We start from the raw sequence: 15,619 nt of genomic DNA, 5'->3' as shown, positions 1-15,619 counted from the left end.
CAAAGCGTTAATAAGCCGATTTTAGTCAAAGGAATAAGCGTTGTATGACAACCAATAATAAGAAATCTAATCATAAAAAATCTAACACTTCTCTCAAAAATCACAACCTTACCGCTGCACAAAGCATTCAGGTCAGGGGCGCGCGGGTGCACAATCTCAAAAATGTCGATGTAGATTTACCGCGTAATGCGTTGGTCGTTTTTACCGGTATATCAGGCTCAGGCAAATCGTCACTGGCATTTGGTACCTTGTTTGCTGAGTCGCAACGCCGCTACCTTGATTCGGTATCGCCTTATGCGCGGCGCTTGATTGACCAAGTTGGCGAGCCTGATGTCGATTCGATAGAAGGCTTACCGCCTGCGGTCGCCTTGCAACAGCAGCGCGGTACGCCGTCGGTACGTTCATCGGTTGGTAGCGTGACGACGATTTCAAATGGTCTACGCATGCTGTACTCGCGAGCAGGCGAATATCCTGCTGGGCAAGACATGCTATATGCCGATGCCTTTTCGCCAAATACGCCAGAAGGTGCTTGCCCTACTTGCTCAGGTATTGGTCGCGTGTTTGAGGTCACAGAAGATTTGCTCGTGCCTGACAAGACGAAAACCATTCGAGAACGCGCCATTGCTGCTTGGCCACCAGCATGGCAAGGGCAGAATCTGAGCCGGATATTGACCACACTGGGCTACGATATCGACAAACCTTGGAACACCTTATCCAAGGAAACCCGTGATTGGATTTTATTTACTGATGACACGCCAGAAGTCCCCGTTTACCCAGAATACAATCTCGAGCAAGTACGCGAGGCGATCAAAAAAGGAGAGAAACCCAATTATAAAGGCACCTATGCCAGTGCAAAAAATTTCGTCTTGCATTCTTTTGCCAGTACGCAAAGTCCGCGTACCAAAAAACGCGTGGCGCAGTTTATGCAAATTTCAGAATGCCCAAGCTGCCATGGCAAAAAGTTAAAACAAGAATCGCTGTCGGTTAAATTTGCAGGGCTTGATATTGGCGAGTTGTCACAATTAACCTTAACTGAACTGGCGCTAAAACTTCACGACGCTGCCAATAAAAAACTCAGCGATGATATGGCCGACCGTGAAAAAGCCATCGTCGCCAAGCGTATTACCAGCGATATCTTATCGCGTGTAGAAGCGTTAACCAGACTTGGGCTAGGTTACTTATCTCTTGAACGCACTACACCTACCTTATCGCCTGGTGAGCTACAGCGCCTAAGACTTGGCACCCAAATTCGCTCTAAACTATTTGGCGTGGTTTATGTGCTCGATGAACCATCCGCTGGCCTGCATCCTGCCGATACTCAGGCGCTATTAGGTGTTCTAGATGAACTGGTAGCGGCGGGTAATTCATTATTCATTGTCGAGCATGATGTCAGCGTCATTCGCCACGCCGATTGGATCGTCGATGTCGGACCAAAAGCAGGCAGTCATGGCGGTGAAATCATCTATAGCGGCCCTGTCGCAGGCTTGCAAGATATCTCTGATTCCTATACTGGACAATATCTTTTTCATGGGGATTTTAAAAATAAAAAATCAAAAGCCCAGCAATTAACAAGCCAGCAGCCAAGACAACCTAATCATTGGCTAAAACTTGTCAATATCGAGCGTAATAACTTACAAGGGCTAGATGTGGCATTTCCTTTAGCGGTATTAACCACAGTGACGGGCGTTTCAGGTTCGGGAAAATCAAGCTTGGTCAGTCAAGCGTTGGTTGAACTGGTCTACAATGCGTTTGGGCAAAAAACCGTGATTGAAGCGCCCACCGATGAGGCGGCTTTACTGGAGCAAGAACAAGAAACGCCAATAGGCGGTGAGATAGTCAGTGGTATGGAGCATATAAAGCGCTTAGTCACCGTTGACCAAAAAGCCATCGGGCGCACGCCGCGCTCAAACCTTGCCACTTATACCGGACTGTTCGATCATGTGCGCAAATTATTTGCTGCCACCAAAGAAGCAAAAGCAAGGCACTATGATGCCGGACGTTTCTCATTTAACGTAAAAAAAGGCCGTTGCCCAAATTGCGAAGGCGTCGGTTTTGTCAGCGTTGAGCTGCTATTTCTGCCGAGTGTTTACTCGCCTTGCCAAGTGTGCCACGGTCAACGCTATAACGATGAAACCCTAGAGATTACTTATCACGGTAAGAATATCGCTGAAGTGCTCGATTTAACAGTTGAAGCGGCTGCTGAATTTTTCGTTGATGATGCCCCAATAATGCGCGCCTTAGACGCCTTGCTAAAAGTTGGGCTTGGTTATCTAAGACTTGGGCAACCAGCGACCGAGTTGTCTGGTGGCGAAGCACAGCGCATCAAGCTTGCTACCGAACTGCAGCGTACCCAGCGCGGCGATACGCTGTATGTGCTCGATGAACCAACGACTGGCCTCCATCCTTCTGATGTCGCGCTGCTGATGGCGCAGTTAAATGGGCTTGTCGCAACCGGTAATACGGTGATTATGGTTGAGCATGATATGCAAGTCGCGAGCAACAGCGATTGGATTATCGATATGGGCCCAGGTGCTGGCGATGAAGGTGGTCTTATTGTCGCAGAAGGTACGCCTAAAGAGGTGGCGAAATCCAAAGAGAGTCGTACTGCGCCTTTTTTATTGACTTAGTATTGATATAAAAAACAGTACACTAACTAAAAAATGGAAATATGTAATAAGAAAAACCGCACGATTTTAATATCATGCGGTTTTTCTATGTTAAGTGCTGTCTTTATCTTTCAAACTACTCATTGATAACTAGGCAAGCATACCGCCATCGACGACCACGGTCGCACCCGTGGTATAACTTGAGGCGTCAGAGACTAGGTACAATACCGTGCCTGCCATCTCGTCAGGATTAGCCACGCGCCCTAGCGGAATGGCATGTAGTGCCATTTTTAAGACTTTATCATTGGTCGTCAAAGCAGAGGCAAATTTGGTATCGGTCAGACCCGGTAATAACGCATTAACGCGAATATTTAGTGGGCCACATTCTTTGGCAAAGGCTTTAGTCATGCTAATCACTGCCGCTTTAGTAATTGAATAGATACCTTGCTTGTCACCTGCGACCAAGCCATTGACCGAGGCAGTATTTAAAATCACCCCGCCGCCCTGCTCGCGCATCATCTTACCCGCAGCCGTCGACATAAAGAAATAACCACGAATATTGACTTCAACGGTCTTATCAAAAGCCGCTAAATCCGTATCTAAGATATGCCCGTAGTAAGGGTTTGCCGCGGCGTTATTGACCAAGATATCAATTTGACCAAATTCGCTTTTGATATGCTCAAAAATCGCTTCAATCTGATCCATATCGCCCACATGACAAGCAAAGGCGCTGGCTTTATGACCATCAGCGATGATGCTATCCGCGACCGCTTGGCAAGCATCAATCTTACGACTAGAGACAATCACATGCGCGCCTCTTGACGCCAATAAGCGGGCGATAGATTCGCCAATACCGCGGCTCGCACCCGTAACCAAAGCAATCTTACCCGTTAAATCAAATAAATCTTTCATAATTATTCCTTATATTTTACATATATTATTTATACATTTTTACCAGTTCTGAGATACTTAGCTTAGAAATTTAAATTAGAAACTTCATATCAATCGTTTTAATAAAATATATTAAGTTAACTAAGCCAACATGCCACCATCAAGGGTAAAGGCATGACCATTCATAAAGCTGCTTTCATCACTCGCCAGCCAAGCAATCGCGCCAGATACTTCATCGACATCTCCCAAACGCCGCATTGGGCTAGCTTTGATGGTTGCTTGCTGGGCACGCTCGTCCATTTTTGCCATGGTATTACGCACCATTGGCGTATCGATAAAGCTTGGACATACCGCATTAAAGCGGATATTGACACGGGCATATTCATGAGCAGCAGATTTGGTCAGCCCCATCACTCCATGCTTGGCCGCGCTATAAGCTGTCAGCAGTGGTGCTGAACGTAAACCTGCGATAGAGGCGACATTAATCACATGACCGCCGCCATTGGGCGCCATACAAGTAACAGCAGCGCGCATACAATGCCAGACGCCTTTTAAATTAACGGCGATATTACGATCAAAATCATCATCACTTAGCTCATGCATCGGTGCCGGTTTATGGTCGATACCCGCATTATTTATCACCACATCAAGACCGCCAAGCGTTTCCATAGCAAAAGCAAATAGCGTCCGCACTTCATCGCCACTGGTCACATCGACTTTTTTAAAGACGATGCTATTACCAGCATCTTGCCCTTGCTGAGCAACAGTAGCGCCCATCTCTTCCGCTAAATCACCAATGACAACTTTCGCACCGCGACTGGCTAACAATAGCGCACTGGCAGCGCCAATGCCAGATGCACCGCCGGTGATTAAAATGCGTTTACCAGTGACGTCTGATGCAATTCCATTTGTATTCAGTGTCATGATTTATCCCTCTACCTTAAGTACCAGCTTGCCGAAATTTTCACCTTTAAATAGCATCATCAAGGTATCAGGGAAAGTCTCAATACCCTCAACGATATGGTCTTTCACTTTAATGTCGCCCGCTTGAATCCAGCCTGCGATGTCTTTCATCGCCGTCGGATATTCTTTGATATTATCAAAGACGACGATGCCTTCCATACGGGCACGATTGACCAATAATGACAAATAATTTGATGGCCCTTTGACTTCTGTAGTGTTGTTATATTGGCTAATCGCACCGCAAATGACGATACGGGCATGCAGATTAATTTGCGTGAGGACGTCATTTAAGATATCGCCGCCGACGTTGTCAAAGAAGACATCGACGCCATCTGGACACGCTTGTTTTAAGCCCTTTTTGACATTTTCATTTTTATAATCTATAGCCGCATCAAAACCCAGCTCATCGACTAAGAATTTACATTTCTCGCTACCACCTGCGATACCGACGACGCGGCAGCCTTTGAGCTTGGCAATTTGCCCAACCAAGCTACCAACCGCACCAGCGGCACCAGAAACGACGACGGTCTCGCCCGCTTTTGGCGCGCCTGTTTTTAGCAGGCCAAAGTAACCGGTCATACCCGGCATACCGAGTACACCTAAGTAATAAGATAGCGGCGCAAGTTTTGGATCGACTTTATGTAGCCCTGTGCCATCGCTGACCGCATACGATTGCACGCCGTTATGACCTACAACATAATCGCCAACGGCAAATTTCTCATGCTTACTTTCAATCACTTCACCCACGGTACCTGCACGCATTACCTCGCCAATCTGTACTGGTTCAATATAAGATTTGGCGTCGTTTAACCAGCCACGCATCGCTGGATCCATCGAGATATATTCAATTTTTATCAGTAACTGACCGTCTGTGATAGTCGGTCGTTCTGACTCGGTATAATCCCAAGTCTCCGCACTCGGCGCGCCAACAGGTCGTTCTTTTAAGCGCCACTGTTTATTGATTGTTGTCATTATTTATTCCTTTAAAGTTGTATTTATTATTAATACAAAATATGATTCAAAATCCCTTAAAACCACTCTGCTTGCATATCGGTACATACCGTATTGTCGTTATTTAACAGCTCAATATCGCGCTTGATTAACGGTAATTCCCAATCGATAAAGTATTTTGCTGCTTGTAGTTTGCCGTGATAGAAGTTTTGCTTATCAACATCTGTTGTTTCGCTGTCGTTAATTTTGCTTAGCAATTGCTCAGCTTTGCTGGCTTGGCGAATCCAAATCCAACTGACCACGATAGAGGCAAAAATATTCATCAATGCTTGCGCATTACCAGTCAACGTGATGGCTTTTTCTGTTTGCAGAACTTTACTTAAATGCACCAAGACTTCATGCAGATGACCCATATAAGGCATCAATTTACCGGCAAGTTTTGCGGTTTCTGGCGTAGTAATACTCTCTAGGTCTTGAGTGATTTCACGTTTTAGAATTTGGATACCAAGACACTTGTTTTGCCATAACTTACGAAATGACAAATCTAACGCTTGCACACCATTTGTGCCTTCATGAATGGGATTAAGACGATTGTCACGCCAAAACTGCTCGGCTTGATATTCACGCGTATAACCTGCGCCGCCCAATACTTGAATACCCAAATCATTGGCTTTTGGACCGTATTCAGACGGCCATGCTTTTAACACTGGGGTTAATAAATCCAGCAGTTCTGATAGCTCAGCTTTTAGTGTTGCATCTTCACAAGTATTGATACGGTCAATCAGGTTTGAGCCGTATAAACAGAGTGATATGCCGCCCTCGCTATAGGCTTTTTGCGCAAGTAACATACGTTTGACATCACCATGATTAATAATCGCCGTTGCCGCATCTTCAGGCTTATTATTTGGGGCGATTCTGCCCTGCGTTCTGTCTTTGGCATAATCGAGCGAATACTGATAACCACGATAGCCAATCATCGCTGCGCCAAAGCCAACCGCGATACGCGCTTCATTCATCATCTTAAACATGTAGCGCAAGCCGAAATGCTCTTCGCCGATAAGATAGCCATAACACTCGCCTGCATCACCGAAGCTTAACGCCGTAGAAGTCGCGCCTCGATAACCCAGCTTATGAATGAGACCCGTTAAATGGACATCATTGCGCTCGCCGACCGATAAATCATCATTCAGACGATACTTAGGCACGGCAAATAAAGAAATGCCTTTGACACCACCAGGACCGCCCGGCACTTTGGCTAAGACCAAATGCACAATATTATCAGACAATTCGTGATCGCCTGCTGAAATATAAATCTTGCTGCCTTTGACGCGATAGCTGCCGTCGTCTTGTTTGACGGCGGTAGTTTTGATATCGGCAAGCGATGAGCCAGCATGCGGTTCCGTTAACGCCATGGTGCCAGTAAATTCACCCGTTAGCATGCGCGGCATAAAGGCCTGTTTAATCTCATCACTGGCGAAATGTGAGATAACATTAATGGCGGCAGTAGTCAAAAACGGATAAGCGGTGGTTGATGGGTTGGCTGCCATAAAATAGCCTGCTACCGCCGTCATAACCGTTTCAGGTAATTGCATCCCGCCATCGTCAAAGCTATAACGACCCGCGATAAAGCCTGACTCACGAAATGCATCAAAGGCGACTTTTACATCGTCTATCATGCTGACTTTTTTGCCATCGAATTGTGGCTCGTTTTTATCCGCCACATGGTTGTGCGGTAAGAATAACTGAGTCGCTATTTTATTGGCGGTGTCTAATACCGCATCAAAGGTTTCGCGGCTATGTTCTGCAAATTTTGGATGCTCGGTTAAATGTTCAGTGCCCAATACATCATATAATTGAAACGGTAATTCAAAGTCATTGATAAGCGTATCTGCTGCCATAGTATTCTCGTTAACTCATTAAATTTGGTGATGCATTGATATTAATCTAATTTAACGCCTTGCCGTATTGTCATTTATGACATAATTATGGTCAAATAAGACAAAACTGATATGCAAATTTAGGAAAAACTGACATTTTGAATAAGTATTTAATAGGAAGCTAAACACTTATGCCCTACTTCAAACCTTTTAAAGTCATCATTATCGGCTTCGATGGCGTACTTGGCAGCGCTTTGACAGGAGCGCTAGATTTATTTTCATTTACTGGCGTCAGCTGGCAGCGCTTTTTGGATGAAGAAGTAGAGCCTAGGTTTAATGTGCAGATTGCTAGTCTGGACGGCGTAGATATCAGATGTAGCAATCGCTTAATCATGCAAGCGCATTGCGATATTCGGCAGGTGACGGAATGCGATTTATTGTTAATCCCAACGATTGGCGATTCAATCGATAAAGTATTGAGCCAAAACAGTGACTTAATTGCGCATATAAAGCGACTGGCGAATACCAAAGCGGATATCGCCAGCAATTGTAGCGGGGCTTTCTTTTTAGCAAAAGCAGGCTTGCTCGATGGCAAAGTAGCGACAACCCATTGGGGCTATGCCAGTAAGTTTAAGGCAGATTTTCCACTGGTTGATTTGCAAGAAAACCAATTTGTCACTCACTCAAAAAGCCAGTCAAAAGACCAATCTGGCAATATATTCTGTGCAGCAGGAGGCAGCGCCTTTTATGACTTGGGACTATTATTAATTGAGCGGTATTGCGGCCGTGAGATTTCTACCCAAGTGGCAAAAACTCAAATTATTGATAGTAAACGCGGCAATCAAAACAGCTATACCAATGTAACCTTGCATAAACCGCATTCAGACCAGCTGGTTAAGCAAGTACAGGAATTTATCGAGGAGAATTTTAGGCAATCTATGCAGGTGAGCAATTTGGCGACTATGGTGAATATCACACCGCGCACCTTAAATAGACGCTTTCAATCCTGCGTTGCTATGCGGCCGATTGAGTATATTCAAGCGGTGAGAATTGAGCAGGCAAAGCGTTTGTTAGAATTAGGAGATGTGACGATTAAATCACTCGCTGAGCAAGTTGGCTACGATGATATTTCATCATTCACACGCTTGTTTAAACGCGCTACTGAACTGACGCCGAAAGAATATCAGGATAAATTTTCGCGCTTGGCGATTTAACTTTACAGTAGATTTTTTAGAAGTAATACGTTGCTGAAGCAAAATTATCACAGCAAAAATTTTATATAGTTAATTCGATATAAAAATGATAAAGTGAGATGAAAAGTTGTTTTGCGCAGCATCTGTCGGCGTAGGCACAGCACGCAAGAAAAACAACTTTTCATTGAGCGATTTGATAGCTACGTTTCTGATTTATTTGGATTCGACTATAGACCTAAACTTTATTGCCACAAGCCTTCGACACGAATGGCATCGGACTTAATAATTGGATAACCACTAAATGCTAACTGATAGCCACCGAATTTATTGGCGCTAAGCTGGCACGTCGCACCTAATGGAAAACTGTGCTTTTGTCCAATATGACCAAAGCGCATGCCATTATAAATCGGCAATCCTGTCAGCTTATGCAATTGACGAATTACAGTAGCGACATCATAACGCTTGTCATAACTGTCCTCACCGCTACCTGATAACGCGCCAAACACAATCGCTTGCTGATTCTTAAACACCCCTGCTAAATACAAATCATATAGCATGCGCTCGATGCGGTAAGCTTGCTCGCCGACATCTTCTAAAAATACAATACCGCCGTCAATACGAGGCAAATAGTCACTACCTGCCAACGCTGACACCACACTTAGATTGCCGCCCCAAATAGTGCCCGTTAAAGTTTTTGGCTCAGAAGTTGCCAAGATACTTGGTAAATTTGGACTGGTTAACGACGCATCTTGTATATTGATAGCCAAATTGGGATTGGTTAATGCTTCTGCAAACTGTCGGCAGCTGACTTGGTCGGGTTTGTTTTTACCAAACTCACTATAGAGCATCGGCGCGGCAAGCGAGCTCATCTCTCCTTTTGCCAATAATGCGCACTGTATGGCGGTCACATCACTAAAGCCTGCGAGTATCGTACCACGCTCCTTCATAATGCGCCCCAACGTCGCCCAATCAACCATTGGTAATAGACGCACAGCACCATAGCCACCGCGCACCCCGAGCAGTAATTTTGGCGCGGTAATAGCACCCGTAGCAATGTTTTGCAAATCACTCGCGCGCTGCGAATCCGTACCCGCAAAGCGCAAATACTGCCGTTTGGTAATCGCAGAATTATCCACCTTAAAACCCGCACAGGCCAAGCGCTCTAACGCTAATTCATTACGCTCGTCACTACCACCGACATTGGAGCTGGCAAAAAGCCGCGTCTCTATACTTGGCGTAATACAGCGGGTATTCGGTTGCAATATTTCGGGCGCTGCTTGTTGTGATGGCAGGCGCTCATCCATCAATGCCGTTGGCAGATCATCTTTGGTAAGCTGCGTGCTTTTATCTTGCTGAATAGTATTGGCAGCTAGCGCCTGTGTCATGCTTTGAGTTGCCAATAGTCCTGCCCCGGCACTGATTCCCACTTGACGTAAAAACTGGCGACGATTCAAGCCAGACGTCGTTTCATTCGCTGTATGAGCATCTTTACTTTTATCATTTTTTAATAACTGACTCTTGGAAACCATCGCTCGCTACTACCTTATCGTTTTTTATATTAATCTACTTTTGAATCATCTTTATCTTTGCAATCTATTTGCTTAGACATCACAGCTGCGTATTGTAAACGGTTTGCAAGTGAAAATAGTTGCCTAACCCTTGCCCATATTTACTTTTTCGCTACTCTATACACTAAAAACTCAAGCAAATTAAACCTATCCATAATACGCAATATTGGCGCATGCCACGACTTTGTTGTAGTATGAAGACATCACATAAAGACATCAATTGCGCTTAAATAAGGATAATAATAATGGCTGACAAAGCGACTGATAAGCAGGAAAAAGATGACATCTTAGATGCCGATTTAGAGTACCTCATTCATGAGGAAGAAAAACTGCAAGAAAAGCTAAAAGATAGCAGCCATCTTGAGCGTTTTGCCAAGGATTTGATGCTATTTATGAGCTTGATTAAAGATTATTACAAAGGCAATTATCGCGATATTCCCTACAAGACCATTTCAGCGGGCGTCGTCGGGCTGCTTTATACTCTCAACCCGATTGATATTATCCCAGACTTTATCCCTTTTATCGGTCATATCGACGATGCGCTGGTACTCACCTTTTGCTTAAAACTTATCGAAAAAGATTTGCAGAAATATCAAACGTGGAAGCAAAGCCAAACAGCGGTTAAAACTGCTACCAACTTAAAGAAAAAGAATTAACTGCTGATAAGCTATGCTACTGAAAAGATAAATGAGAAAAAGCCACGACCGATAATCCATTTATCAGCCTTGGCTTTTTATTAACCGCTAGCAATTTATCTATACGAGTTAATCTGGCACTTCATAATTGGCTTTTTCTGGATTCAAACCAAATGAATACACAAAGGTAGCAACCAAGCTATTCACAATAATAAAAGGCAAGTCAACGGCAACGTGTCCAAGCAAATAGCGACCGATAAGCCATGAAATAATCAGCATAACAATAAAAAATCCGCCAAGATAGGCTAAGATTGCTGGATGCTTAAGATTATAAGGCTGCTCAGGTTTTGGCTGTTTATCTAGGATATAGGTTCTGACTGCCCAACCCGCCGCATAAGAAAATCCGCCTAACACCACATAACTAAAAAAATTCATATTGCCCGACTCTAATGACGTATTTGTTGATTACCGAAAGCTTTAATGGTTTAGAAATAGCTTTGTTCGCTTATTATCATACCCGATCATGAGATATTTATATAAAGGCTTCTCTATAGTTTTACTGGCTGCTCTCATTCACATTATCAATCACAATGTTTGAATGAGGATTGGCTAAAATATCCGTATTAACCTCGTCACACTCGACACGATAAATGGTATTGGCACCGCGATAAATATAGGATAAATACTCACTATCAAGTAGCGGATCGATATTGGCATAGACAGGCTTCACATGCGCCAGTACCAACACTCTGTCTGGACGCCCAATGACCGCATCGACATTGTCAGGGTCAATAGAGAAATACGTGGGTATATCGCTATTTGCAATCACCTCTAACGGCTCAGCATCATCCCAAACGCGCTTAGCGCTTGCCGGCTCTTTCATCTGCATCACCCACGCGCCGCCCTGTTGGCTGACTTTTATCTGCGCAGGCTCATCATGACTGACGGTATAGCAGCCTTCAAATATGGATAAATCCGCTGCCGTCTGCATCTGTTTAGTATCAGTTGGCGTATTGCTATCATTGCAAGCACTTAAAAACAGTGCGCTACTGATTGTGATAGCGACCATCAAGGGCGACCATTTTTTATAAAAAACGTTTGGGCGTACGGACATCATAGGGTTATCCTGCATTTGCATATAAAAAGCTGATATTGAGCGTCTGACTGTTAAAAATAATCAAAAAGAAAACAATCAAATCGTGCCATCGCACTACAATCGCAGCCATTTTAACAGAAAACCACCGCGTTATTATTATCATCACTACTATCATCTGTGCTTTTACGATTTTGTGCATGCCAGCTGCCCATAGCTGGAATAGATTTGCTATACTCAAACCTAAAATATATCGTGCTAGCTGGTGTAAAAATAGCACTACCGAAACCGCCCTGCTCCACGTTTACCATTTATTAGGTCAATACGCTTTTATGTCAGACACTTCTACTTCAGCGCAGTCATTTAATATTAATAACGCCATAAATCCGTTGGCCGCAAAACCCAATACGACAGTTGCTTATACCGACGGTGCTTGTAAAGGCAATCCGGGTGCTGGCGGCTGGGGCGCGCACCTGATATTTAGCGATGGTTGTACGCAGGATTTATATGGTGGTGATAAAGAAACGACCAATAATCGCATGGAGCTGATGGGCGCGATACAAGCACTGACCCACAGTCCGCATGAGCACAAACTTGAGATTTGGACAGATTCAAGCTATGTCAAAAAAGGCATTACCGAATGGATTGAGGGTTGGAAAAAAAGAGGTTGGAAAACGGCAAGTAAAAAGCCCGTCGCCAACCAAGACCTTTGGCAGCGACTAGATGAGCTCTGCCAACAACGCGATGTTGATTGGCATTGGGTCAAGGGTCACGCCGGACACGCGGGCAACGAAAAAGCAGATGAGCTAGCAAATTTAGGCGTGACATCTAACAGTGAAAGTGCTGCCCTAATCAACTCGCAAGAGACTGCTAAAAAAAAAGAGCAAATAGTGACCGATAATACCCAGAACGCTAGCGATGATTGGCTAAAATTTGATCCATTAGGGTTTGATATGATGGATGATGAGCTTGATGCAGAGTTATTAGACAGTCAAACAGACAGTCAAAACCATCATGATACGATGATAACTACAGATGCTTTAGCTGCAGAAAATAGCAATGAGCACCATGCTACCAAAACAATAAGCGATACAGTGATGCCAGACACCAGCACAAATAACCAAATAGCAGATATAACAGCTGATATAGAGACCAGTAGCGAAGCCGATACGCCAAAATTTGATGGTGATACCAGCCGTGCCAACCCGTATTTTATACCGCTGCTGCCAAAACCCATCCATCGTCATGAATCTGACCGCCAGCTTATTATGGATACCGAGACCACAGGTCTTGACCCAATGAAGGGTGACCGTATTATTGAAGTCGGTATTGTAGAGATGGTCGGGCGTAAATTTACCGGCGAAAAGCTCCACGTCTATATCAACCCGCAGCGCGGTATGGATGAAGAAGTTATCCGCATTCATGGTATCTCTGAGGCATTTTTAACCGATAAGCCAACCTTTGATCAAGTCGCTCAGGCGCTGTATGATTTTATGGACGGTGCCGAAATCATCGCTCATAACGCCACCTTTGATATGAACTTCTTAAATATGGAGTTCGCCAAAGTTGGCATGCATGACTTTGCGGAGCGCGTCCAAGTGACCGACTCGCTGGTGATGGCCAAGCAGCAATATCCGGGGCAAAAAAACACCCTAGATGCCCTCGTGCGCCGCCTAGATGTCGGTAAGCAAGACCGTACTTTCCACGGCGCATTACTTGACTCAGAGATTTTAGCTGAAGTTTATTTGGCAATGACCGGCGGCCAAGTCACCCTTGCTATCGAGGACGACACCCAAGCCGATGGCGGACATACCGCCCATGCAAGCTTTGCTGATTTGGCCAGTTTATTAATGACCTCAAGTAACAATGAGAGCGCCAATCAAAGCTGGTATGCGGCGCTTGCAGAGGATTATCCTGCGCTTAAAGATAAAATGTAGCCGTCATAATCCCCATCATTAAAATCGTTTTTATTATTAAATAACCTCTTATACTGGCGGTTAAGTAAGTTAGTCTTGATTATTATGACAATAAGCGTTAAAACCTTATTGATATTATTTTTAATTGATCATAAACCATTGCTATTTTCATCAGTACGTCATGGAAAAAAACAACTATGAACCATTCTACGCAAATGAAATTAACCGCCCCAACCTTGAGTGTGACTGACTTTAACCTGCCATCACTGCATTTATTGCACGATGAAATTAAAGTCATATTAAAAGATACTGAGATTCATTTGGGCGAATTTAATGATGATAATAGCCAAGCGCCTTTATTATTAGACTCTATTATTGTGTTAAAACAGCTGTCTTGCATTTTTGAGCTGATTGCTTTGGCAGGTGCAGAGGCGCTCAACACCGCAATCGCGCATGGTTTACAGCAGCTTTATGATAGCGGTGATAATAGCGATACGGCTTTGATTATGGACTTATCAGAAGCCATTATGACGCTTGATCGTTATATTGAGTTTGTCTTATTGACTGAGTCAGTAGAGCCGACTTTACTACTGCCTATTATTAATAAGCTCAATGCTCACGGGCAAGAAGCCCCAATCGCCGCTGATTATTTTTCAACCTTTGGTAGCAGCAGCGTCATTATTGCCAATCCTGAAAACAACTTTCAACCGCTGCACGAGCTCAATCTTGATAGCGAATTATTGACTTACGCTTATCGTAGTGGACTTGGGGTTGCTTTGTTAAATCAAGATGGCAACGTGAGCGACGACGAGCAGAAAAAACTCGATGCCATGTCAGCAGCTTGCGCTTTGATAGCCGCAAACTCTAACCGTTTGTTTTGGCAAGCAGCAACTGCCGCCGTGGCGGATATTGCCAGCATTTTACCGCTGAACTTAAGCCAAAAACACACGCTTATTTACTTAGAGCAGCAGTTCCAAAGCTATCTGCCCGTAATGGACACACGCTTTGCAGACTTGGTCAGCTTTGCTTGCCAGCGCGATACAGCAGAGGCCAAAATTTTGCGTGAACAATATGCTGCCAATCAGTTAGAGACGCCGCAACTTGAGCAAATGGCACGCTTCTTATTTGGTCCTAACCGTGCTTTGACGGACACTTTAAACACCATTATTCAAGCACAAATCAATAATATCAAAGAGAATGTCGATAGCTACGCACGCGGTGACTCTATCAATCCTGCCGATATGCAAACCTCGCAAATCACTGAGCAGCTAACTGAGCTGAGTTCAGCGTTCCGCTTATTAGGCTTAGCAAATGCTGCAAACAGCTTGAGTACCGCAGCAGAGGCGGTGAGCAAATGGCGCGCGCCTACGCCAGAAGATTTTGACCATTTATTATTGGCATTGATGCACGCTGAAAATGCCACTATCGCCATGGCAGAAATGCACACCCCAGGGGCTATTTATTTGCCTTTAAACAATCCACATATCTCATTACATCAGCTGAATACCGCCTATGATACGCTGATACAAGAGAGCCGTACCGCCATTGCCAGTGCCGAACAAGCTATCAATGACTATTTGGCTGAACCTGAGCGTGATATCCTTAATATTCAAAACATTCCTGAAATGCTGCGTCAAGTGTCAGGTGCGGTGCGCTTTTTACAATTGCCAACCCCTGCTAGCATGCTCGGCCAATTAGCGAGTTATTTGCAGCAGCGTATTGATAGTGGCGCACGGATTGATGATGGCACCTTGGCTTATATCGCCGATGTCATCATGGCCGTTGACCATCATTTAGATGGCTTTGAGAACAATCGTCCCGTGAGTAAACAGGCGCTAGATGTCGGGCAACAAAGCTTAAGCCAGTTGCTTGCTGCCTAATTGCTAGTTTATTTACTTACTGATTTATCATTTAACTGTCCACTTT

12 protein-coding genes are annotated in these 15,619 nt (G+C 44.5%); 5 read left to right on the top strand and 7 right to left on the bottom strand.

The features are described from left to right. Positions 1-44: 44 nt before the first annotated feature. Positions 45-2,627 (top strand): excinuclease ABC subunit UvrA, encoded by a 2,583-nt coding sequence (gene uvrA / locus B3Q63_RS08485; RefSeq protein WP_296175696.1) that lies wholly within the window; start codon positions 45-47, stop codon positions 2,625-2,627. Positions 2,628-2,756: 129 nt separating this feature from the next. Here the strand turns inward: uvrA and B3Q63_RS08480 are convergent, their stop codons facing one another. The 4 genes from B3Q63_RS08480 to B3Q63_RS08465 form a co-directional block, all read right to left on the bottom strand. Then, on the bottom strand, positions 2,757-3,518 hold the full coding sequence (locus B3Q63_RS08480; RefSeq protein ID WP_198328034.1) for an SDR family oxidoreductase: 762 nt from the start codon (positions 3,516-3,518) through the stop codon (positions 2,757-2,759). Between the two features lie 120 nt (positions 3,519-3,638). Then, on the bottom strand, positions 3,639-4,421 hold the full coding sequence (locus B3Q63_RS08475) for an SDR family NAD(P)-dependent oxidoreductase (protein ID WP_296175694.1): 783 nt from the start codon (positions 4,419-4,421) through the stop codon (positions 3,639-3,641). 3 nt (positions 4,422-4,424) lie between these two features. After that, on the bottom strand, positions 4,425-5,432 hold the full coding sequence (locus B3Q63_RS08470; RefSeq protein ID WP_296175691.1) for an NADP-dependent oxidoreductase: 1,008 nt from the start codon (positions 5,430-5,432) through the stop codon (positions 4,425-4,427). Positions 5,433-5,488: 56 nt separating this feature from the next. Further along, the gene (locus tag B3Q63_RS08465) at positions 5,489-7,309 is read right to left on the bottom strand and encodes an acyl-CoA dehydrogenase (RefSeq protein WP_296175690.1); all 1,821 of its coding nucleotides are present in this window, start codon (positions 7,307-7,309) and stop codon (positions 5,489-5,491) included. 170 nt (positions 7,310-7,479) lie between these two features. Between B3Q63_RS08465 and B3Q63_RS08460 the strand changes: the two genes are divergently transcribed. After that, positions 7,480-8,502, top strand: a complete 1,023-nt coding sequence (locus B3Q63_RS08460; protein ID WP_296175688.1) for a GlxA family transcriptional regulator — start codon at positions 7,480-7,482, stop codon at positions 8,500-8,502. Between the two features lie 221 nt (positions 8,503-8,723). Here the strand turns inward: B3Q63_RS08460 and B3Q63_RS08455 are convergent, their stop codons facing one another. Then, on the bottom strand, positions 8,724-10,010 hold the full coding sequence (locus B3Q63_RS08455) for an LD-carboxypeptidase (RefSeq protein ID WP_296175686.1): 1,287 nt from the start codon (positions 10,008-10,010) through the stop codon (positions 8,724-8,726). Positions 10,011-10,294: 284 nt separating this feature from the next. On the opposite strand from B3Q63_RS08455, the gene B3Q63_RS08450 reads away from it, so the two are divergent. Beyond that, entirely contained in the window at positions 10,295-10,705 is a 411-nt protein-coding gene (locus B3Q63_RS08450) for a YkvA family protein (protein WP_201565337.1), read from the top strand. A 108-nt stretch (positions 10,706-10,813) separates the two neighbouring features. On the opposite strand, the gene B3Q63_RS08445 is transcribed toward B3Q63_RS08450, so the two are convergent. Together B3Q63_RS08445 and B3Q63_RS08440 are read right to left on the bottom strand one after the other, a co-directional pair. Further along, a complete protein-coding gene (locus B3Q63_RS08445) occupies positions 10,814-11,119 on the bottom strand; it encodes a hypothetical protein (RefSeq protein WP_271133906.1) in 306 nt (101 codons plus the stop codon). Between the two features lie 121 nt (positions 11,120-11,240). Next, positions 11,241-11,801 carry a hypothetical protein gene (locus tag B3Q63_RS08440; RefSeq protein ID WP_296175682.1) on the bottom strand — a complete coding sequence of 187 codons (561 nt, stop codon included), beginning with the start codon at positions 11,799-11,801 and terminating at the stop codon, positions 11,241-11,243. Positions 11,802-12,109: 308 nt separating this feature from the next. Between B3Q63_RS08440 and dnaQ the strand changes: the two genes are divergently transcribed. Continuing rightward, positions 12,110-13,714, top strand: a complete 1,605-nt coding sequence (gene dnaQ, locus B3Q63_RS08435; protein ID WP_296175680.1) for a DNA polymerase III subunit epsilon — start codon at positions 12,110-12,112, stop codon at positions 13,712-13,714. 176 nt (positions 13,715-13,890) lie between these two features. Continuing rightward, positions 13,891-15,573 (top strand): hypothetical protein, encoded by a 1,683-nt coding sequence (locus B3Q63_RS08430; RefSeq protein WP_296175678.1) that lies wholly within the window; start codon positions 13,891-13,893, stop codon positions 15,571-15,573. The last annotated feature ends 46 nt before the right edge of the window (positions 15,574-15,619 follow it).

The organism is Psychrobacter sp. UBA2769 (assembly GCF_002352555.1).
Classification (GTDB): domain Bacteria; phylum Pseudomonadota; class Gammaproteobacteria; order Pseudomonadales; family Moraxellaceae; genus Psychrobacter; species Psychrobacter maritimus.
The sequence above is the reverse complement of the archived record's forward strand: the minus strand, read 5'-3'. Positions and strand labels throughout refer to the sequence as shown.

Excerpts from the sequence above, each read along its gene's own strand:
- uvrA (WP_296175696.1), top strand. The coding sequence starts at position 45 with ATGACAACCAATAATAAGAAATCTAATCATAAAAAATCTAACACTTCT.
- B3Q63_RS08430 (WP_296175678.1), top strand. The coding sequence starts at position 13,891 with ATGAACCATTCTACGCAAATGAAATTAACCGCCCCAACCTTGAGTGTG.
- B3Q63_RS08470 (WP_296175691.1), bottom strand. The coding sequence starts at position 5,432 with ATGACAACAATCAATAAACAGTGGCGCTTAAAAGAACGACCTGTTGGC.
- B3Q63_RS08450 (WP_201565337.1), top strand. The coding sequence starts at position 10,295 with ATGGCTGACAAAGCGACTGATAAGCAGGAAAAAGATGACATCTTAGAT.
- B3Q63_RS08475 (WP_296175694.1), bottom strand. The coding sequence starts at position 4,421 with ATGACACTGAATACAAATGGAATTGCATCAGACGTCACTGGTAAACGC.
- dnaQ (WP_296175680.1), top strand. The coding sequence starts at position 12,110 with ATGTCAGACACTTCTACTTCAGCGCAGTCATTTAATATTAATAACGCC.
- B3Q63_RS08465 (WP_296175690.1), bottom strand. The coding sequence starts at position 7,309 with ATGGCAGCAGATACGCTTATCAATGACTTTGAATTACCGTTTCAATTA.
- B3Q63_RS08460 (WP_296175688.1), top strand. The coding sequence starts at position 7,480 with ATGCCCTACTTCAAACCTTTTAAAGTCATCATTATCGGCTTCGATGGC.
- B3Q63_RS08440 (WP_296175682.1), bottom strand. The coding sequence starts at position 11,801 with ATGATGTCCGTACGCCCAAACGTTTTTTATAAAAAATGGTCGCCCTTG.
- B3Q63_RS08480 (WP_198328034.1), bottom strand. The coding sequence starts at position 3,518 with ATGAAAGATTTATTTGATTTAACGGGTAAGATTGCTTTGGTTACGGGT.
- B3Q63_RS08445 (WP_271133906.1), bottom strand. The coding sequence starts at position 11,119 with ATGAATTTTTTTAGTTATGTGGTGTTAGGCGGATTTTCTTATGCGGCG.
- B3Q63_RS08455 (WP_296175686.1), bottom strand. The coding sequence starts at position 10,010 with ATGGTTTCCAAGAGTCAGTTATTAAAAAATGATAAAAGTAAAGATGCT.